This window comes from Bartonella krasnovii, assembly GCF_003606345.3.
Classification (GTDB): domain Bacteria; phylum Pseudomonadota; class Alphaproteobacteria; order Rhizobiales; family Rhizobiaceae; genus Bartonella; species Bartonella krasnovii.
The window spans coordinates 1,399,987-1,420,865 of the sequence record NZ_CP031844.2; the positions used below are offsets into that span (position 1 = coordinate 1,399,987).

13 protein-coding genes and 1 pseudogene are annotated in these 20,879 nt (G+C 39.7%); 11 read left to right on the forward strand and 3 right to left on the reverse strand.

Features of this window, described 5'->3' with window-relative positions; translation table 11 throughout:
• The first annotated feature begins 193 nt into the window (after nucleotides 1–193).
• The 10 genes from D1092_RS06050 to D1092_RS06095 all read left to right on the forward strand — a co-directional run bounded on the left by D1092_RS06050 (nucleotide 194) and on the right by D1092_RS06095 (nucleotide 16,121).
• The gene (locus tag D1092_RS06050; RefSeq protein ID WP_120122613.1) at nucleotides 194–1,792 is read left to right on the forward strand and encodes a BID domain-containing T4SS effector; all 1,599 of its coding nucleotides are present in this window, start codon (nucleotides 194–196) and stop codon (nucleotides 1,790–1,792) included.
• Between the two features lie 326 nt (nucleotides 1,793–2,118).
• Nucleotides 2,119–3,288 carry a BID domain-containing T4SS effector gene (locus D1092_RS06055; RefSeq protein WP_120122614.1) on the forward strand — a complete coding sequence of 390 codons (1,170 nt, stop codon included), beginning with the start codon at nucleotides 2,119–2,121 and terminating at the stop codon, nucleotides 3,286–3,288.
• A 356-nt stretch (nucleotides 3,289–3,644) separates the two neighbouring features.
• On the forward strand, nucleotides 3,645–4,505 hold the full coding sequence (locus D1092_RS06060; RefSeq protein WP_120122615.1) for a BID domain-containing T4SS effector: 861 nt from the start codon (nucleotides 3,645–3,647) through the stop codon (nucleotides 4,503–4,505).
• A 358-nt stretch (nucleotides 4,506–4,863) separates the two neighbouring features.
• Nucleotides 4,864–6,171: a BID domain-containing T4SS effector gene (locus D1092_RS06065; RefSeq protein WP_120122616.1), complete on the forward strand. Its 1,308-nt coding sequence runs from the start codon at nucleotides 4,864–4,866 to the stop codon at nucleotides 6,169–6,171.
• Between the two features lie 306 nt (nucleotides 6,172–6,477).
• Nucleotides 6,478–8,325 (forward strand): BID domain-containing T4SS effector, encoded by a 1,848-nt coding sequence (locus tag D1092_RS06070; protein WP_120122617.1) that lies wholly within the window; start codon nucleotides 6,478–6,480, stop codon nucleotides 8,323–8,325.
• A gap of 344 nt (nucleotides 8,326–8,669) precedes the next feature.
• Nucleotides 8,670–11,081, forward strand: coding sequence for a BID domain-containing T4SS effector (locus D1092_RS06075; RefSeq protein WP_120122618.1), 2,412 nt, complete (start codon nucleotides 8,670–8,672; stop codon nucleotides 11,079–11,081).
• Nucleotides 11,082–12,220: 1,139 nt separating this feature from the next.
• Nucleotides 12,221–13,792 carry a murein biosynthesis integral membrane protein MurJ gene (murJ, locus tag D1092_RS06080; RefSeq protein WP_120122619.1) on the forward strand — a complete coding sequence of 524 codons (1,572 nt, stop codon included), beginning with the start codon at nucleotides 12,221–12,223 and terminating at the stop codon, nucleotides 13,790–13,792.
• 61 nt (nucleotides 13,793–13,853) lie between these two features.
• The gene (gene trpS, locus D1092_RS06085) at nucleotides 13,854–14,924 is read left to right on the forward strand and encodes a tryptophan--tRNA ligase (protein ID WP_120122620.1); all 1,071 of its coding nucleotides are present in this window, start codon (nucleotides 13,854–13,856) and stop codon (nucleotides 14,922–14,924) included.
• A gap of 65 nt (nucleotides 14,925–14,989) precedes the next feature.
• Nucleotides 14,990–15,481, forward strand: coding sequence for a universal stress protein (locus D1092_RS06090; RefSeq protein WP_120122621.1), 492 nt, complete (start codon nucleotides 14,990–14,992; stop codon nucleotides 15,479–15,481).
• A gap of 61 nt (nucleotides 15,482–15,542) precedes the next feature.
• Nucleotides 15,543–16,121: a NifU family protein gene (locus tag D1092_RS06095; protein ID WP_120122622.1), complete on the forward strand. Its 579-nt coding sequence runs from the start codon at nucleotides 15,543–15,545 to the stop codon at nucleotides 16,119–16,121.
• 1,149 nt (nucleotides 16,122–17,270) lie between these two features.
• Here the strand turns inward: D1092_RS06095 and D1092_RS06100 are convergent.
• From D1092_RS06100 to D1092_RS06110, 3 genes and pseudogenes are all read right to left on the reverse strand, one after another.
• Nucleotides 17,271–17,606 (reverse strand): zinc ribbon domain-containing protein YjdM, encoded by a 336-nt coding sequence (locus D1092_RS06100; protein ID WP_148255618.1) that lies wholly within the window; start codon nucleotides 17,604–17,606, stop codon nucleotides 17,271–17,273.
• Between the two features lie 402 nt (nucleotides 17,607–18,008).
• Nucleotides 18,009–18,190, reverse strand: a pseudogene (locus tag D1092_RS10075) (DNA adenine methylase); the annotation flags it as partial.
• A gap of 78 nt (nucleotides 18,191–18,268) precedes the next feature.
• Nucleotides 18,269–19,897 (reverse strand): alpha-D-glucose phosphate-specific phosphoglucomutase, encoded by a 1,629-nt coding sequence (locus D1092_RS06110; protein ID WP_120122624.1) that lies wholly within the window; start codon nucleotides 19,895–19,897, stop codon nucleotides 18,269–18,271.
• 215 nt (nucleotides 19,898–20,112) lie between these two features.
• On the opposite strand from D1092_RS06110, the gene D1092_RS06115 reads away from it, so the two are divergent.
• Nucleotides 20,113–20,637, forward strand: coding sequence for a peroxiredoxin (locus D1092_RS06115; RefSeq protein WP_120122625.1), 525 nt, complete (start codon nucleotides 20,113–20,115; stop codon nucleotides 20,635–20,637).
• The last annotated feature ends 242 nt before the right edge of the window (nucleotides 20,638–20,879 follow it).

Sequence of the window (20,879 nt, forward strand, 5' to 3'; positions counted from 1 at the left end):
TGTAGAGCTCTCACACCAACAGCTTTCAAAAGCTTCATAAAAACCGTTGATACAACCATCCATACATATGAAGAAAGAGTACTTTCTCTCATAACACTCAAAATCTCAAAAGAATACGCGAAGGGGAATTTTCAACATGACCCGCGTTTAAAGCGCATATCAACCACCCCCCTATCTTTTAAGGAGAAACAATATGTTAGAGAAAAATTATCTCTATAAAGGAACCTCAACATTAAAAAATAAATATGGCATCAAAGACCCCCAAAAACTGTATGAACGCTGCGCCCAAGATATCGCAAAAGAGGCTATTAATTTTCGTCATGAACCACCACCCAAAAAGTTTGATGCCACTTATCTCAAATTAATTCACTGGAGCTTCTTCCACAAAACTTTTGAATGGGCAGGTAAAACCCGCGATACATCCTTTACCTTTGAAGATGGCAGCACTGCCCGTATGCCAGCGATGCGCCCCAAAGGTTATGAAGTTCCTTTTGCCATTGGCCCACAGATAAAAAAAGAGCTCAAACAACTCGAAAAAACACTAAGCGAAAAGAACAATTTAAAAGGTTTATCACACCAAGAGTTTGCTGAAAGTGCTGCTGAAATTTTTATGGCGCTCGAACACGCCCATCCTTTCCGAAAAGGCAATGGACGCGTTAATCGAATGTTTATGGAAAAACTTGGACAAGCAGCAGGCCATACCATTGACTTTTCGTTCATCACAAAAGGACGCATGACAGCAGCTTGTATCGAAGCCATGCAATATAACAATCCCCAACCGATGAAAGATCTTTTTGAAGATATCACCCATCCGCAAAAGTCTCTTGTTTTAAAAGAATTTATCTCCCAAATGAGAGAAGCTAAACTAGATGAAATTAACAACCGTGTTGTTGTTGCTGCAAAAGAAGGGATCCTTTATGAAGGCATCTTTAGAGGTGCTTCAGCAGAAGGGTTTGTTATGGAAGTCGAAGGCGGATTTGTCGTAGGCCACAAAGATGATCTTCCTCCAGAACAGGTCAAAACATTACAGAACGGCGATCACCTCCGTTTTCAAAAAACCAACGTTCAAAATGTCAAAGAAACTCTCATTCCAAAAGAAACATTAGCCTCTCTCTCCCATGAAGCGTTATTTGCAAAAATTTCAAATGATCCTTATGTTGAAACATGCCGAAAAGAAATCGAACATTTATCAAAGATTGTTTATGGTAAAACCCAAGCCTTAAAGACAAAATTGGATATCATAACAGCAGCTCCAAACTTAGGAAATCAATTTGCCGATGAAACTTTACAAAACCCTCAATTAATTTCTAAATTTGCCGGGAGAAAAACTCTTGGCATGAAAACTCCACATCGCAGACAAGCCGAACAGACTGTTCCACAACTCAGCCAAGCCCTTAAAAATTATGGTGCAATAACACAACAAGCAAAAGATGAAATTCTAGAGCATCATCAAAGAGAACAAAACCGCCTAAGCCACGTGGTCGAAAAACCTGGAAAAAATTTACAAAACCTTTTTGCTTTACCAGAAGAACAACAAAGGGAAACTTTATTGCATTCTCGTTCACTACGGCAAGAACTCCATACCTTTTCCCGCCAACTACACAACCGTCTCTCCTCAGATGAACGTAAAGCCATACAAGAAAAAGATCATACAAGACTAGCTTGTCTTCTTGGGACATCAGAAAGCAAAGCCAAAGAAATTGCACAGACTGTCAAGGATACCAGAGAAGCACAATGTCAAGTTCGCAGCTTGAAAGTTAGTCGTTCCTCTTCGCTAGCTCTTACCGGCTAAAAATGCGCTCTCTTTTTCCTTCCAACAAAACGAACGCTTGGTCCTAATCATTTGATCGCATGTTCCCCCACAAATTGTTTTAAAACGTTACAAAAAATAGTCCTAAAAATGACCCCCGTTATTTATTATAACTTATTGATAAGATTTCACAAAAAAACTTTATAAAAGACATAAACCTTCATTACAAATCAATATGAATAGCGCGAAATCTTTGGAGAGCATTCAATTTGATATCTTCTTTTTGATATCTTCTTTTGTCTTAAAAGCTATCAAAAAAGTAGGGAATGCACCAAAGAGGTTTTCTAACATATTGAAAGGAAACAGCCATGAAAAAAAGCTCCCCACAACCAGACCCTCAAAATCCAGAAACCCAGAACCCAGATCCCCTCTACGCACAAGTGAATAAACAACCACATAGAAGAGGCGGTCCGCGCATCCCAAGCCCAGAAGAAATACAAGCAGCAAACAGAAGACAGCCTCTCCAAGGAGCTTCCCCCTACGACACACCGCGCGGGAGATCAAATGCACAAGAAAACACTCCCTACAATACACCGCGAACGGGAACAGGTGGATATGATACGCCCCTGTCTCAACAACCACAAGAAACGCCCTATGCCCCCCAATACCCATTAGGGGCTACCCGTGCAGCAGCTGCAGCAATTGTCGGGAGGGGGTCGCGTGAACCTTCTCCAGAAAACCCCACAAATCCCTATGCCGTCGTTAATCTTGGAACAGGTGAAACAGAGTTTCAAGAACGAATAAACCCCCTTTATGACTCACCAAATGGAAGTACGCAGGATTTACGCACCTCCCAAAGACCAGAGGAACATCTCTATGCAGAAATTGATCCGAGAACACAGAGCGGGCGCTCTCCCCATAAACCAATAGAATCTGTCTACGCAATGCTTGGTGTGGGTGCTGGAGGTGGACAAGAACCCCAGCAACGGGAAAATCCCCTCTATGAAGGCGTGGGCAGAGCAGCAACGCCCCCTCCTCAAACCCCTAAAGATGTGGTTACGAGCAAACTTTTACAACACGAAGAATTTCAATATGGTGTAAGAGAAACCCAAGAGTGGTGCAAAGTTGTTTATGGAAACCAACATGCCTTGAATGAACAACTTTCGAAGATTCTTGAAAATCCTCAAGGTGCTGACAGAGTCTTATGGGACCTTGCAGCTCATCCTGAAAGCGCTGGAAAACTTGCTGGTCGGCAAGTCCTTGGCGTAAAAAGCCCTGATCGTAAAGCAGCTGAAGAAGGTTTTTCTCCCCTTTGCTCAGCCCTTGAAAGACATATAGACAAAACAAAAAAACTCCATAAACAATTTACAAATGAACTCGAAAGAGAAAGAGGTGAAAAACAAGAAAGTCCAGAAAGAGATGAACACAGACGCCATCATCACCGTCGTCATCACGCAAGAGGACAAAACCCAGACAGTCCAGAACACAGCCCACAACGACAAAGGCATGGAGAAAAAGGAATGGCTTATGCCATGTAAAGGGACATAAATATAAAAACAGATCAATTTTTGTTTTTTATATCATTTCTTTTGCATAAAGTTTTTGCAATAACTTTCTTGGCGTAAATCGTTTTCTTACGGTTACGCCAAGAATTGTTTTAAAGTGTTACAAAAAATAGTCCTAAAAGTGACCCCCGTTATTTATTATAACTTATTGATAATATTTCATAAAAAAACTGTATAAAAGACACAAATGTCCGTTACACTGATTTTGAATAGCGCGAAATCTTTGGAGGCCATTCGGTAAAATGTCTTTTTTTGTCTCAAAACAAACAAAGCATAAAAGGCAAGAATGCCCCAAGGAGGTTTTCTAAAAATATTGAAAGGAAACAGCCATGAAAAAACATCAACCATACCAAGATCCCCAAAACCAAGAACCTCTCTATGCACAAGTTAATAAACAAAACAGAGGAAACCAGCGCGGACAAAACCCAGAAGATGACGTTCTATACACATCCGTAAGCAGCGTTGACCCTTCAAGAGCTGGACGTCATCAACAAAGAAGAGAAGATCCTGAAACCGACTATACAGAGGTTGCTCCACAAAAACGCGAAGATGACGTTCTATACACATCTGTTAGCAGCGTTAACCCCCTTTCAAGAGGTGGACGTCATCAACAAAAGCTATCAGAATCTGAAACCGATTACACAGAGGTTGCTCCACAACAAAGAGGAAGACCTTCATCTTCCCTCACACCTGACCAAATGAGTGTGAGGCTTTTAAAAAATCCACAGGTGCAAGCATATGCAGAAGAGGTGGTACATTGGGGACAAGTTGTTTATGGCAATGACAAACTTTTCCAACAACATTTGCAAGACATACTTAAAGATCCCAGTAAAGGAAAAGAGCTTTCAGATCAACTTGCTGAGGAACCTGAAAGTATGGGAAAACTTGCTGGTCGCCAAGCGCTTGGCATGAAAAGTCAAACACGCAAGCAAGCTGAAGATGGATTTAAGCCTCTCGTTGATGCCATTGATGGTTATACAAAGTCTGTAGAACAGGCAACACAGAGGCTTTCGCAAACCCCTCATGCGGAACAAAGACGCTATCAAGAACATTCTCAGCAAGGTGAAAGATCTCATCACCACCATCACCACCATCATCGTCATCACGAAAGAGGACAAAACCCTGAGAGTCCAGAGCAGAGCCAACAACGACAAAGACATGGAGAAAGAGGAATGGCTTATGCCATGTAAAGGAGCATGAGCATAAAAACAGATCAATTTTTGTTTTTCATTTAATCTCTTTTTCAGTAAGTTTCTTGGCGCAAATCGTCTCCTTACGATTGCGCCAAGAATTGTTTTAGAATATTACAAAAAATAGTCCTAAAACGGTCCTAAAAGTGGATTCTGTAATTTCCTATAACTTATTGATAAAATTTCACAAAAAAACTGTATAAAAGACACAAAGCTCCATTATTCTAGCCTTAAATAGCGCAAGATCTTTGGAGCGCATATCAGTTCAATATCTTCCTTTGTCTCAAAGTAATCCAAGCATAAAGAGCGGCTATGCACCAAAGAGGTTTTCTAAAACAATTTTTGAAAGGAAACAGGCATGAAAAAAGATCACCCTCACCCTTTTCCATCCTCTTCAATACAAGAACTCATAAAACTCTATGAACAAGCAGCGGCAGAAGTCTCTGGTACTCCCCCCCTCCCTAAAGAAGAGCCTTTAAAAAGCAAAAGACTATCAACGATACCGGAAGAAGATGAGGGAAGACTTTCTCTTTCAGAAGAAGAAATGATTACAGCAAAAGGTGCACAGGCATCCGTTAGGAGAGCACCTTCAACAACGCCTCTTTCAAACACGCGCGCGCCCCAAAGACCGCAAGAAACTGAAACAACACGCACAGCATCTGCCCCACAAACTGCCCAAGGAGCAACAACACGACTCTCAGAAGAACAAATCGCTCTATTGCTTCCCCACCATTCACTGGTTCGAACTTATCAAGAAGAAATCCAACGTTTATCCGCTAGAGCTTATGGAAACCCCAACATTTTGCAAGAAAAAATGCAAGAAATTCAAAAAAATCCTCAAGCGGGAGAAGAGCTTTCATGGTGCATGGCTGCTCATCCTGAAAGTATTGCTAAACTCTCCGGCAAAAGCATGTTGGGCTTCAAAAATAGAGAACGCAGACAAGCGGAAGAGAGTTTTTCTAGCCTCTGTATCAACATTGATTGTTATACAGAAGCCGTAAGACAGGCAAGAGAGGGCCTTTCACAATCTCCAGAGCAAGAACTGAAAAACTATGAACGCCTCATGGGAAAAGCAGCTGTCGCTGAGCTGCTGAAAAAACCAAATCATCGTGAAAAAGAAAGCCTTTCAGAAACAGAAATGTCCACCCAAATTCACCAAAATTCAAAAGTCAAAAGACATCATGCCCAAACCCAATATTGGTGCAGAGTTGTTTTTGGTCAATCAGACATTTTACAATCACAAGTGGAAGAACTTTTCCAAAACCCTGAAACAATAGAACCGCTCGCACAGCAACTTGCGGGAAACCCTCAATCTATTCACAAGTACGCCGGTCGCAACTTTGGGGGCTTAAAAAATAAAGCACGCATCCATGCTGAAGCGGGTCTTTCTCACCTCATTGATGCCCTTGATAATTATGCAATGGCTGTCACACAGGTTAGAGAGAGCATTTTACAAACTCAGCAGATAAAACAAGAACGCCATGAAGCATCTGAGCAAACCCTAAGCTTGCAGCAGCAACAAAACATCTCACAATCTGCTCAACGCCTTGAGCCTTCAACAATAACACATGAAGGAGCAACGCCCTCTACCCAACAGAGAGAAAGAGAAACAGATTTTCGTCCGCGCAAAACTGCTGCTCCAAAAGCGATGGCTTTTGCCAGCTAAACAAACATAAGTTTTCACGTTGAATCCAACATCTTGGCGCAATGCATGAGAGAGGTGGTTTGCACCAAGAAAAAAGGAACGTTAGAACAAAGTTTATTTCCTCACACTTAATCTAAGCTATTGATAAAATAGTCTTTTAAAAGTGATCATAAGCGGCATCAAGAGATGTGAAATCGTGTGAGACCATTCAGTTTCATATCCTCTCTCATAAAATCAGAGTGAAAAAGCATAAAACAAAATAAACACCAACGCACATCCTTAAATAGTATTTAAAAACAATATTGAAAGAGTTTGAAAGGACCATGTATGAAAAAAAGAAACCCCTCCCCTTTTATCACCCAAATGATGGAAAAATTTCAACAACAGACTGAACAACCCCCCACCAGAACATCTCCTCCCCAAGTTTCTCAAAAAACACCTCTACAAAAACAACCAGAAAATTTTTCACCCCCTCCAAAGATTGCCCCACCGCCCCCCCCACGTACAAAAGAGAGGCAACAACACAGCTCACAAGTTGAAGCTTCTCCCTCCCCCTCAAAAGTAGCTCCACCTCCTCCCCCACGCGTAAGAGAAAAAACACCAACTGAGGCAAAAATTCAAAAGACAGAACCCCAAGAGATGCCTCTTCAACAGGCAAAAGTGGCGCCGCCAAAACCCCCACGGGCAAAAGAAAGGCAACAACACAGCCCACAAGTTGAAGCTTCCTCCTCCCCCCCAAAAGTAGCCCCACCCCCTCCCCCACGCGTAAGAGAAAAAACACCAACTGAGGCAAAAATTCAAAAGACAGAAACCCTCGAGCCCCCCCCCACGCATATAAAAACGCCGCCACAAAGACCACCGCGTGCAAAAGATAGAATCCAGCACAAAACAACAGTTCAAAAAGAAGAAAATCCCTATGCAACACCAAGAGCGCAAACACCTCCACGCGTAAGAGAAAACGCGCAAACCAGCATAAAAAACCAAAATCCTGAAACCCTCGCCCCAAGTGTTAGACCCAAAACAGCCCAGCACAGAACAGTCCGGCAGCAAAGCAGTTCATCATCACAAGACAGTGAAATATATGCAGTCCCTCGTTCAAGCAAAGCGCACCAAATAGGAGACAGAAAACAAAGCGACGCTGTTGTGCAAAAAACGGGCTCCCCACAAACAGCAAATGAACCACCCAAACCGCCTCAGGAACAAAAAACATCTTTTAATACAATGGAAAAAGAGTTTTTGCTCATGGCATATCACGAAGAAATACGATTTTTATGCGAAAAGGTTTATGGTAACCGGCTTATTTTAGAACAAAGAATAGAAGAAGTTAGAGAAAATCCTTCTATGGGAGAACAGCTCTTATGGGATGTTACAGAAAAACCTCAATCTATTTCTAAGCTTGCGGGTCGAAAAGTTCTTGGCATAAAAAGTCATGCGCGCAAAGAAGCTGAAGAAAAGCTTCCTGATCTATATGAAGCCATTAACGGTTTTGTATATACCTCAAAATATATACAAGAAAATATTTCACAGAGTCCTCACACCAAACAACGACAGCATCAACACGCGCAACAGGAAAAAACAATCGCTCAACACACACCAAATCCGCTCAATTCAGAAAAGAAAATAGAGCCTCTGTCAAATCAAGAAATTGCCCGCAGAGTTGAACAAGATCCATCGGTTCAATATGGTCAAAGAGAGGTCCAATATTGGTGCAAAATGGTTTATAATGACCCATTTATTTTGCAATATAGAATGGAAGATATGCAAAAAATTCCAGATATGGGAGAAGAGCTTGTCTTTCAAATTGAAAAGGATCCAACATTTTTTGCTCCACTTGCGGGTAGAAAAAACCTTGGCATAAAAAACGCAGCGCGCAAAGCTGCTGAAGAAAATCTTCCTACCCTTTGTACCGCTATTCAGGATTATGCTGATACGATAAAGCAATTAAGAGAAACCATTGTGCAAGACCATCAAACAGAGCAACAACAACGCCATCAACCGCTTACCAATCTCGATAAAAAAATGCAAAAGCAACAAAGCTTATCAGAATCCCCGAAGTTACCTGAGCGCTCAACAACAAAACGACGTCAAGAAGTTACTGAAACATCGAAACAAGAAGAGCAATCCCCTATTCGACCACGCAGAGGTGAAACATCAAAAGCAATGGCTTTATCGTAATGGTCTCATCCCCTTTGGTTTTTCATACACCGCCTTGGAGCAATTATCCTGCCAAGATTGCACCAAGGGTGACATATAACATACAGAAAAATTTGAATAAACTCTCCTATGACAAAACGCATCAATAAAATTGCACGATAACATTTCATAAAAGTTACAAACATTAACGCTGTTCTATCATCAACTTGGACTCCGTGCAAAGAGGGTCAAATTTTTCCCATCATTCAAATCGGTATTCTTCTTTGAAGAAGAAGAAAAAGCTTAATAAAAATAACATAGGGAAAAAAATGTAAAAAAGAAGCTTTTTAAAAAAACACATATTAAAAACTTGAAAGGAAATATACATGAAAGAAAACACAGAACAGAGGGCTTCCTCCACACAGGAAGAATTGCAAGAACAATCTCCTGCAGTAAATGCCGCCGTTTTAAAGCAAATCAATGAAGCATCGCAAAATTTTTTCTACCCCAATAGCAAAGTGCTTAAAAATAAATACCGTATTAAAGATAAAGAAATATTAAAAGAACGCTGTTCTGATGATGTAAAAAAAGAAATGATCAAACTGCGCCAAGAGCCCCCACCAGAGCAATTTGATGCCACCTATCTCAAATATCTTCATCATCGCCTCTTTTTTCGGGCATTTGAATGGGCTGGACAAACCCGCGAAGCACCTTTTACCTTTGAAGATAGCACTGTTGCTTCTATGCCCATTTTGAAGAGAAAAGAATTTACAAAACCTTTTGCTATGGGAAAAAAAATCCAGGAAGGACTAGAAAAATTAGATAAAACACTTGCTGAAAAAAAGAATTTACAAGACTTATCCCGTGAAGAATTTGTTGAACATGCTGCTGAAATAATGATAGATTTACACCACTTGCATCCTTTCAGAGAGGGCAATAGGCGTACAAAGAGACTGTTTGTTGAAAAACTCGCTCAAGCAGCAGGCCATACGCTTGATTTTTCTATTGTGAGCAAAAAGCGTAAAGACTTTGTCCGCACGGCCGCCATGGAACGTGGCGATTCAGAGCCTATGAAACATCTGCTTGAGGATATCTCTCATCCAGAAAAGTTGCTCATTTTACAAGAGTTCACCAACTCTATGAGAAAGCTTGGAATGGGTGAAAAAAATTATTATCTCACTGTCGTCGCAAAAGAAGGCGAAACCTATCATGGGACCTATAGAGGCTGTGGAGCCAATGGTTTCATGATGGATGTTCAAGGGACACTCATCTTGGGAAATAAAAAAGATCTCACACCAGAGCAAAGACAAACATTAACAAGTGGTGAGACCTTCTCCTTTACAGCACCAAAAGCTCAAAGCCCAGAAAAAAAACAGCAAAAAACATTGCTTCCAGAAGAAAAAAGAGCCGCTCTTAAAGGCGATGAAATAACTGAAAAGAGCAAAGACAACGCATCCATTCAAACAAAGAGAAAAGAAAAAGCCCATTTTTCACCATGGGTTGTCCCCCATGCTTTACAGGAGGACGCTAAAGTTATCCCCCAAAATCTGCAGGAAAAAGAACAAAGGGCACAGCCAATGGCTCACTCTGCTTCCTCTATGAGGCAAACGCAAAAAGATTTTCAAGAAACCATTTTACAAACGAGCCATATAGCGACAAATGATCAAATATCTGTCCAAATGACAAAGGAAACAGGTTCTGATCATCAAGAAAGAGCAAAACAGTACCCCCAAAAAGCAATGGCATACTGGGAGAGTGGGATAAAAACAACAGACACCGCCCTACTTAAGAAACTCTCCTTATCGCCTAAACTTAAAGAAAAGCCCACACCAGAGCCGATACAAACATTAAAAACGGAGGATACCGCCTCCTTTACAACATCAAGCGCTCAACACCAGCAAGAGGTGCTGATCGCCGCAAAAAAAATCCCCCCCCTTACAAGCAATGAAATTACCACGAGGATAAAAAATAACACATCACTTCAAGCAAGAAGAACAGAAATCGAAACTTTATGTCAAATCATTTATGGCAATCGGCATATTTTGCAGGAAAAAATTGAACGGATACATGAAAATCATAAGAGAGGAGAACAGCTCACCCATCAAATTGCCACATCTCCTCAATCGATTTCTCAGTTGTCTGGAAGCAACATCCTTGGCATAAAAAATCATGCGCGCGCTGAAGCTGAAGCCAATATTTTGCCCCTCTGTAGAGCCATTGAGTGTTATCTCGATATTTTAAAACAAACAGAAAGAGATATTCTCCATAACCATCACGCAAAACAAAAACGTTGTGAACAGTCGGTCCTAATGCCTAAGGTTTGGATGCAAAATCTCCTTTCCTTGCCAAAAGAACAACAGAAAGAAACATTATCAAACTCTCCTGAGTTAAGGGGGGAAATAAGGACTTATATGAGAAAAATCAATGAACGCTTATCCTTAAGCGAGCATGAGGCGATAAAGGAAAATAATCCCGAAAAACTGGCTAAAAGCCTTGGGACATCAGCTGTCAAAGCAAAAGAGATTCTGGAAATTGTTAAACAGACAAAAGAGATAGAACAAAACATACGCTCCATGGATTTTTATGACCGCCAATTTAATGAGCGCTCAGTACCAAACCAGCATCAATCTCTCCCGCATCAATGGCTCAAGAAAAACACTGAAAAAACATGGTCGCTCCCCCTTGATAAAGAAGCAAGTAAAACACAAAAAATGATAGAAAACGTTCATCAAAACATCAAGAGACAAGAAAATATTCCCTCTCACAAAATGCAGCACACAAAGGCTATGACTCTCTAAAATTCATATAAGCTTTCATTTTTTTGTCCTCTCTGATAAAAAAGAGGGGCTTACCCCCCTGCCTTCATCGGCAAATCAATCATGCGTCAATCAGATACGAAAACCATAAAGGGAAAACTTTTTTTATTTGCTCAGATTTTACCCCTCATCAATGATGAAAAAAATCTCAGCAGAGCAAAGGATTGATCATTTTTGAAAAGATCATATCAACCCTTATCAATTGCCTATAGTGCTCTTGCCCGTGGTGCTAAAAACGGGCAAGACACTGTTGAAGGATGACGCCTATCTATTCTTATATTTATGGAATCTCTAAAATAAGAAGGCTACCTCATTTGGTGAGAACATAAAGCCGTAAAAGTGAAAACCCATCACACTGCTTTGCCGTTGAGCTCAGTCTGATAAACTTTTAAAAGCATCGAAAGCCCTCTGTCTTTTTTAAAAATAAAAATTGTGCATTTCTTCAAGCTTTTATTTTATTTGCGTTCTTTTAAATAGGGTATAATAAATTGATTTATAATGAGTATTCACTATTTTGTATATTGAATGAGAGATCCCCAAGGATCGTAAGATTTTCTCATTTTAAATCTCTTTATGTTACATCAATCAAAACCATTCGTTTGCACGTTACAGATGGGATTAACGTATGGAGAAAAATAATTTAAGAAAAGAATAAAAATGTCTCTTATAAATCGTCTAAATGCAAAGTCTGTCGCAACATTCTAGAGTTAGAAAAATGTGTGATGGTAAGCCGGCTTGTTACTTCATAAACGTAAAAATGGGTCACACCCTTTATGTAAAACACCACGCCATTGAGATGCACTGTTTACAAACATGACTACCCTAGAGAGAAATGATCATTCTATATCTCTAAACTGTTATAACATCACTCCCATATTTCAATTTGAAAAAGAAATTTTAATTATTTTATGGCAACAATGAAAATTATAAGGCAACAATAAAACAAGGAGCATGTTAAAAAAAGTCTTCACGCAACCATTGTTGACAGAAAGACAGACACCGTCGTAAAACGACGCACAAATATATTCTTATATGAGAATATAGATTAGATTTTTTACGATTTAAAACGGCTTATTTCTCTACTCACCGCTTCTCTTTTACCACAAACCTGATATATCTTTATGACATTGATTAAAAAAATTGCAACCGTTGCTTCTGGAACCCTCATGAGCCGTATTTTTGGCTTCGTCCGTGAAATGCTTATGGCCGCAGCACTAGGGACGGGTCCTGTTTCTGATGCCTTCAATGCTGCTTTTCGTTTTCCCAATACATTCCGCCGTTTTTTTGCTGAAGGTGCCTTTAATGCTGCTTTCATTCCTCTTTTTGCTAAAAAAATCACTGAGGATGGTCAAGAATCTGCATGCAAATTCGCAGAAGAAGTCTTTGGTGTTCTTTTTTCGCTGCTTTTATTATTAACGATTGCGATGGAACTGAGTATGCCTTTTTTGGTACGAACGATTATTGCTCCAGGCTTTAGCGAAGACGCAACAAAATTTAATGCCACAATTCATTTTACGGCGATCATGTTTCCTTATTTAACCTGCATGTCGCTCGCTGCGATGATGGGGGGCATGCTCAATGCTCTGCGGCGTTATTTTATTGCCGCTGTTGCGCCACTCTTTTTAAATATTATTCTGATTGGTGTACTCGCCTATGCTTGGATCTATCAACTTGACGCTTGGCACATCGGCTTAAATCTCTCTTGGGGTGTTTTGGCGGCAGGGCTTCTTCAACTTGTCCTAATTGCTGTTGCTTTACGTCAAAGTGGCATGAAATTTTTTTTCCGTCGTCCCCATTTAACCCCTAATGTTCGCAAGCTACTAACCTTAGCGTTCCCCGCAGCCATCACGGGTGGTATCACACAAATTAATTTGCTCATCAATACCAACATTGCTTCTAGCCAATCGGGAGCTGTCTCTTCTTTAATGTATGCTGATCGGCTTTATCAATTACCTCTAGGCGTGATTGCCATTGCCGTTGCAACCGTTCTTTTACCAGAGTTAACCCGCGCATTGCGGAGCAAAAAGCATGAAGAAACCCACCATTTGCAAAACCGCTCTATTGAATTAACACTCCTGTTAACGCTTCCAGCATCTATTGCTTTTTTGCTGCTGTCCACCCCCATTGTCAGCTTACTCTTTGAGCGCGGACAGTTTACCGATCAATCAACACAGCATGTTGCACAGTTATTAAGCCTTTATGGACTAGGACTTCCAGCTTTTGTACTCATCAAGGTCTTTATTCCTAATTTCTTTGCCCATGAAGATACCAAAACACCGATGATTTTTACGGGCATTTGTGTTTTTATCAATATCAGCCTCGCTTTAACATTATTTCCTTCCTTTTCCGCACGCGGCATTGTTATTGCGGAAATTACTTCTGGATGGGTCAATACCCTATTGCTTTGGGGTGTCCTCATCAAACGGGGTTATTGGAAATATGACACCCAACTGCTCAAGCGAATATTATGCCTCATGATCGCTTCCCTTTTAAGTGCACTCGCCCTCTATTACGGATTAAATGGGTTTGGATTTTTATCTTTTCCTTTATCCTCAAAAGCCTCCTTTTTCTTGCGTTTCAGCACCTTAGCAGGGATCATGCTTGGCATATTCTCACTCTATTTTATTGCCTATTTTTTATCCAATCCCCGTTCCCTTTTTCACACGCTTAAAAATTTGAAAAAACGTCCATAATATTTATACTTTGTCAAAAACAACAAAACCAATAACCTTTAATTAAAGAAAGCGCACTCCTATGGATACCTTCACTCCCCTTGTTTTTTCCGGCGTACAACCGAGTGGTCACTTACATCTTGGCAATTATCTTGGCGCCCTTCAACATTGGGTTGAACTACAAAACGCTTATCACTGCCTCTATTGTGTTGTGGATATGCATGCGCTCACCGTCAACCCAGATCCCCTTATCTTACGCGAATCCACTAGAATGGTGACAGCCGCCTTTCTCGCCGCTGGTATTGATCCCCAAAAACACATTATTTTCAACCAATCACGTGTTTTTCAACATGCTGAACTCGCCTGGATTTTAAATTGTGTTGCCCGTATCGGCTGGCTTCAACGCATGACACAATTTAAAGATAAAGCAGGAAAAGATCGCGAAAAAGCATCCCTTGGACTTTTTGCCTATCCCACGTTGATGGCTGCTGATATTTTAGTTTATCGTGCAACGCATGTTCCGGTGGGTGAAGATCAAAAACAGCATGTTGAACTCACACGCGATATTGCACAAAAATTTAACAATGATTATGCACACCGTATTGCTGACTTAAATTTTGGCATCTCTATGCAAACGGATGAAGAAAAAAGACAAGGCTTTTTCCCCCTCCCAGAGGCACTGATTGGAACAACAGCCACACGCGTTATGTCCTTGCGTGATGGGACAAAAAAAATGTCAAAATCAGATCCTTCAGATTTCTCACGCATTAATTTGACCGATGATGCAGATCTTATCGCCCAAAAAATACGCAAAGCCAAAACAGATTCCGCGCCTCTTCCAGATTCTCTTGAGGCTTTAAAAGAACGACCAGAAGTGGATAACCTGCTTGGTATTTACGCCGCCTTTGCCAAAGTTAGTAAAGAAAAGGCTCTTTTAGAGTTTTCTGGTCATCAATTTTCGCATTTTAAAACAGCACTAGCCGACCTTGCCGTCCATAAGCTTGCCCCCATAACAGAAGAATTACGTCGACTTCACCAAGAAAGTGATTATATTGACTCTGTTTTGCATGATGGCGCACAACGTGCTAGTATACTCGCAGAAGAGAATATGAAAAAAATTCGTAAAATTGTTGGATTTTTGCACAATACATAAAAGCAATAAACTAAAAAAAACTGTAGAGAGCAAAAAAAATCGTTTGTACAAAATAGAGAAAGTGCATGTTTTCTAAACCCAAAAATCCGAAAAGAGAACCTAAGAAAAAGAACCTCGTCATCATCGATGAAACACCAGAGTGTCGGCGTGCCGTTGCGTTCGCCGCACAACATGCCCAAAACACCAATAGGACTTTGGTCTTGCTGTGTATTGTTGATAGTATAGAATTTCAACATTTTCTGGGTGTAAACAACGTTATGCGCACAGAATCAACACAAATTGCTCATAAAATGTTAGGAGATATTGCCAGTGATGTCCGCACTTCCCATGCGCTTGAAACAGAAATAGTCGTGCGTGAAGGAAAAAAAGTTGATGAAATTTCTAAACTGATTGACGAAGATAAAAGAATTGCACTGATTGTTTTAGCCGCCAGTGGACATGCAGAAGGACCAGGCCCTCTTATCCAATTAATCGGAAATAAAGGAACAGCTTTTTCAATCCCTGTCATTGTCATTCCTAGCAATCTTGCTGATGAAGATATTCGGTCTATTGCTTAAAAAATACAATATTTTTAAAATGGTATGGTCTTTCTAATTCTTCATGATAAAAGGAGAGTTTATGTTTATTCAAACTGAATCCACCCCCAATCCTGCAACACTTAAATTTCTCCCAGGGCGGGTGGTCCTTTCGGAGGGCGTCTTAGAATTTCGTGACCGTGAAGAAGCAGCTAAAAATTCACCTTTAGCGGCTAAACTGTTTAATATTCCCAATGTTAATGGTGTCTTTTTAGGCTATGACTTCATCACTGTGAGCAAAAAAGATGGGGAATGGCAACATCTCAAACCTGTCATTTTAGGCACAATTATGGAGCATTTTCTCTCCAATGAGCCTGTTATCACCACCAATGCTACAACACAAGCAAAAGCCCATGCCCTTAACGAAGAGTTTTATGACGAAAAAGACGCTGATATTGTCTTAACCATTAAAGAGCTGCTTGAAACACGTATTCGCCCAGCCGTTGCCAATGATGGTGGTGATATTACTTTTCGCGGTTTTGAAAATGGTATTGTTTATCTCAATATGCGGGGCGCTTGCGCTGGATGTCCCTCTTCAACGGCAACACTTAAACATGGTATTGAAAATCTTTTACGCCATTTTATCCCTGAAGTTTTAGGCGTTGAAGCCATGCCGCAATAAATATTGACACTTCAATAGGTAAAATGACCACACAGATTGCCTTTTTTCAACAAGGCTTAAAATACATGGAGTGTGAAAATCTTGCTCTATTTTATTCCTCATCATTTTAGACGCAAGACGTTCTGCCATAAAAAAAATACTATACTGCTTCAGAAAAAACTAGAAAATGATAGGTTTTCCTTCCACTTTCCTCTAGTCCTTAAAATGGTTTTTGCCCCCTTTAGAGATATATTTTAGAGATATTGTTTCAATGAACCCATTACATACATGCAAGAATATAATGCACAAATGGAAGCACACTTTAAAATTTATTTTGCCTCATGACCTCATCATACAATTTTATCTCCAAAAACAAAGGAGCCATTTCAGCAAAAAGAAAAGAGTGTAAGACAAAGCACACATTCATCCCCTTGTGTTTCATCATTTTTAGTATTTCCGACGATAAAATTCCGTAAAATGCTTCTTTATAGCAACCAATCGACAAGGATCATACTTTTTCACCTTTAATAGGAATCCTGACTGTCTTCTTGTTTTAATTGTATTTATGGCATCAACAAAAATCATTCACGGACACATTACAAATTGGAAGATAACAAAAATAATTTTTAAAATACCTCTTCATGAACATTTTCCAATATAAAGATGATAGTGCTCAACAGCGTTTGCCCTATACCATTTTATAAGCCTCATTGTGAAAGAGGTTTAAACATCTTAAGAAGATTTTTTAAAGATCATAGCGGCTTTTCCTCTTCTGGAAATCAAGAATTCCACTTCTATCCCCTTTACCCTTATCTCCATAACTGAAGACGCAAAAGCTATTAAGACCTTAAAAAAAATCAATCAAAACCAAATCTATGAAACTTATTTTAGAAATGATCTGATAAAAAGTAGAAAGATTCCTTCAATTTAGCCGTGGTAAATTTCTCACTTTACGCATTATTTTCCTCATAAAGCAGATGCTTTTACTATTTTGTGATCAATCAACAATCCTTAGCATAATCAGCACGTTTAAGAGAAAAGACAGAGTCAGTATTTTTCTTGTAAGACATAGTTTTGGGTTCCTCATAAGGATAAAGACCATTGTGTCTATCGGATAAGCATAATCTATGAAAATAGAAAAGCAAAAAACAATGGCAAAAGGGTAAACGCCTAAACTTTTTTAACAAATTCCGACTTTAACCCCATCTGTCCAATCCCAGGAATTTTGCAATCAATATTATGATCCCCATCCACCAAGCGAATATTTTTGACCTTTGTCCCACCTTTTAAAACAGAGGAAGCGCCTTTTACTTTCAGATCTTTTATCACCATAACGGTATCTCCATTTGTCAAGATCTGACCATTGGCATCATAAACAATCGTGGAAAGAACAGTATCGTCACTCTTTTGGGGCCATTCATGTGCACATTCAGGACACACAAAATTTTCACCCTCTTCATAAGTATAAAGACAATCACAACGAGGACACTTGGGATATTGGGTCATAAATTCCTCTTTATTAAAGAAAAACCATTCATGATGATGGGTCATAAAGCAAGAAGGGCTTATTGTCCATTATTTTAGAAAAACATGTTCTTTTATTTCCTCTCGATCGGCCACCTGTATTCACAAATGCAATCATCCCCTACAATCGATGCATTTATAACATTGTACAATGTCCCCCGTAGACCATAAGATCCTCCTCTATTGAAGCCATCAAAGCCTTTCGCTTACATGTTATAAAAGGAAAAAGCTGTGTAAAATGGTTAAAAAAAAACTTAAAAAACGCCCTCAAATGCAAGAACCAACATTACTTATCTGTCTAATAACTTACTGTAATTATATATCTTTTTTACTGTGGGGGATACCCGAATAAAAGTAAGGGAATAGGATTTTCTAAAACACCTCTCAATTATTGTGAATCAGCACTTCTTTTTGAGGTGTTTTTTTGCCATACCAGATGTTCAAAGGGTCTCAACTTCTAGAAAGTCAAAATTTTTAAAAATTTCTCTAACAGCATCACAATCATTCAGACACAAGACAAATTTGCCTTGAATGCCTTTGAGAACTTTTGCCATATTCACAAAATCATAGCTCTAAAACTCTCTCCCCTCTAAAATCATAATGTAATCAATCATGATAGCTTTGCAAAAAATATTCCAATGATCTCACGTGATAATATCAGGGCGCTTTCGCCCCAATTCTTGTTGTATGTTTAACAGTTTTAAGGCTACCTGTTGCAAAGGTTGAAGAACTTCTTGCAGATTTAAATTGTATCTGCGTGGATCTCCTTCATACTGTTCAAAATAAAGCCGTAAGGTCGCACCACACGTCCCTGTTCCCGATAAACGAACCACCAAACGTGCACCATTCTCGAAAAAAATGCGGATCCCTTGCCGTGTGCTAACACTTTGATCAACAGGATCATGATAGGTAAAATCATCTGCTTTTTTGACCAAAAATCCAAAAAGTTCTGTTCCAGCTTGTGGTAAGTGCTGCCGCAAATGTTCTAGTAATGCTAAAGCTTTGTCTTCTTCAACTTCTTCATAATCATAACGTTGTGCGTAAAAGCGCCCATAGCTCTGCCAATGCTGTTGAACAATTTGTGCAACCGTTTTTCCTGTTACCGCTAAAAGATTTAACCAAAATAAAACAGCCCATAAACCATCCTTTTCGCGGATATGATGAGAGCCGGTTCCAAAGCTTTCTTCACCACAAAAGGTTACTTTTCCAGCATCCAAAAGCGTTCCAAAAAACTTCCATCCCGTTGGCGTTTCAAAAAAGTTTAATCCACGTTTTTTAGCAACCAAATCTGCAGCAGGTGTTGTTGGCATAGAGCGCGCAACCCCCACAATGCCTTGCCGATACCCTTTAATAAGATCGGCATGTTCTACCATAATTGCCAAAGAATCAGAAGGTGAGACATATTGCTGACGTCCAATAATAAGGTTACGATCACCATCGCCATCAGACGCGGCGCCAAGATCTGGTCCTTGCTCTGACATCAATAAATCATAAAGAGGCTTAGCATAAACCAAATTGGGATCAGGATGACCACCTCCAAAATCTGGCAAAGGAAGACCATTGACCACCGTCCCTTTAGAAAATCCTAAGCATTTTTCAAAAATTTCATGGGCATAAGGTCCAGTGACCGCATGCATAGCATCAAACCGTAAAGTCAAACCTCGTTCTACAGCTTTAGCAATACAGTCAAAATCAAAAATTTCCTGCATCAAAGCGACATAATCAGCAACAGGATCAATAATCTCGATCTGCATATCACCCATAAAAGTCATCCCTTGCCGCTCTAAATCAACATCTGGCGCTTCAAGAATTTTATAAAAGGAAAGACGTTGCGATGTTTCAAAAATAGCCTCACATAGAGAATTAGGTGCGGGTCCGCCATTGGAAATATTGTATTTGATCCCACAATCTCCCTCTAAACCACCAGGATTATGGCTTGCAGAAAGAATGATTCCACCATGCGCATGGTATTTACGAATAAGATGCGAAACAGCAGGTGTGGAAAGGATACCGCCCCTCCCCACTTTAATACGAGAAACACCATGCGCTGCTGCCATCTTCAATACAATCTGAAGGAGGGTCCGGTTAAAGGTGCGTCCATCTCCCCCAAGAATCAACAGCTTTCCTTCAAGAGATCCAATGTTATCAAAAAGAGACTGTATAAAATTTTCCACATAATGGGGTTGTTGAAAAACAGACACTTTTTTACGCAAACCAGACGTTCCCGGTTTTTGCCCTTCAAAAGCCGTGGTCAAAACTGTCTTTATGGTCATGGTAATACCTTCATACTCTTTCCTTTAATTTTAAGATGAAGAGTATTCAAAGTCGACCATTAATTCCACTTGACGGAACAATGAAATATTTGCACACTTGTTAGAGATCAAAAATTTTTAAAGCAACCCTTTTATTTAAAACGCTCTTTCCATATGGTTTTAGATACGAGGGTTGCTTTAAAACACAATTTTCATAAAAATACAGGAGCATCCTTATGATAAAAAAAACCGTTCCCAATGTTACATTTCACACACGTGTCCGCGATGAATCAGTGAGTGGAGATAATCCTTATCGGTGGCAAGAAGTTAAAAGTGATGCTTACTTTAAAGGAAAGCGCGTTATTCTTTTTTCTCTTCCTGGCGCTTTTACCCCCACCTGCTCAACCTTTCAGTTGCCCGATTTTGAAAAACTCTATGATGAATTCAAACAAGCTGGTATTGATGAAATTTATTGCCTTTCCGTCAATGATGCTTTTGTCATGAATGCTTGGGGAAAAACACAAAATATCCAAAATGTGAAATTAATACCTGATGGTTCTGGTGAATTCACACGCAAAATAGGTATGCTGGTTGCAAAAGACAATGTTGGTTTTGGTATGCGATCATGGCGCTATGCTGCTGTGATTAATGACGGTGTGATTGAACAATGGTTTGAGGAAGAAGGTTTTTCAGACAATTGTGCAACCGATCCTTATGAAGTTTCTTCACCACAAAATGTTTTAAAAGCTTTAAAAAGCTAACTTCAACTCAAAATCGTCTATTTAAATTTTACGACACAAATTTCTCTAGAAAAGGGAATTTGTGTCGTTTGTGTTTTTGAAAACTTATTCATGAGAATATTTTGATTGATCATGATTATTGAAGCGTTATTCAACTTGAGTAAAATCCTGACATCCTATTCTTCCATTTCAAATTTGTTTATCTTAAATCAATCAAAACCATTGGCTTGCACGTCACAAGCGAAGTTGTCGTGTGAATAAAA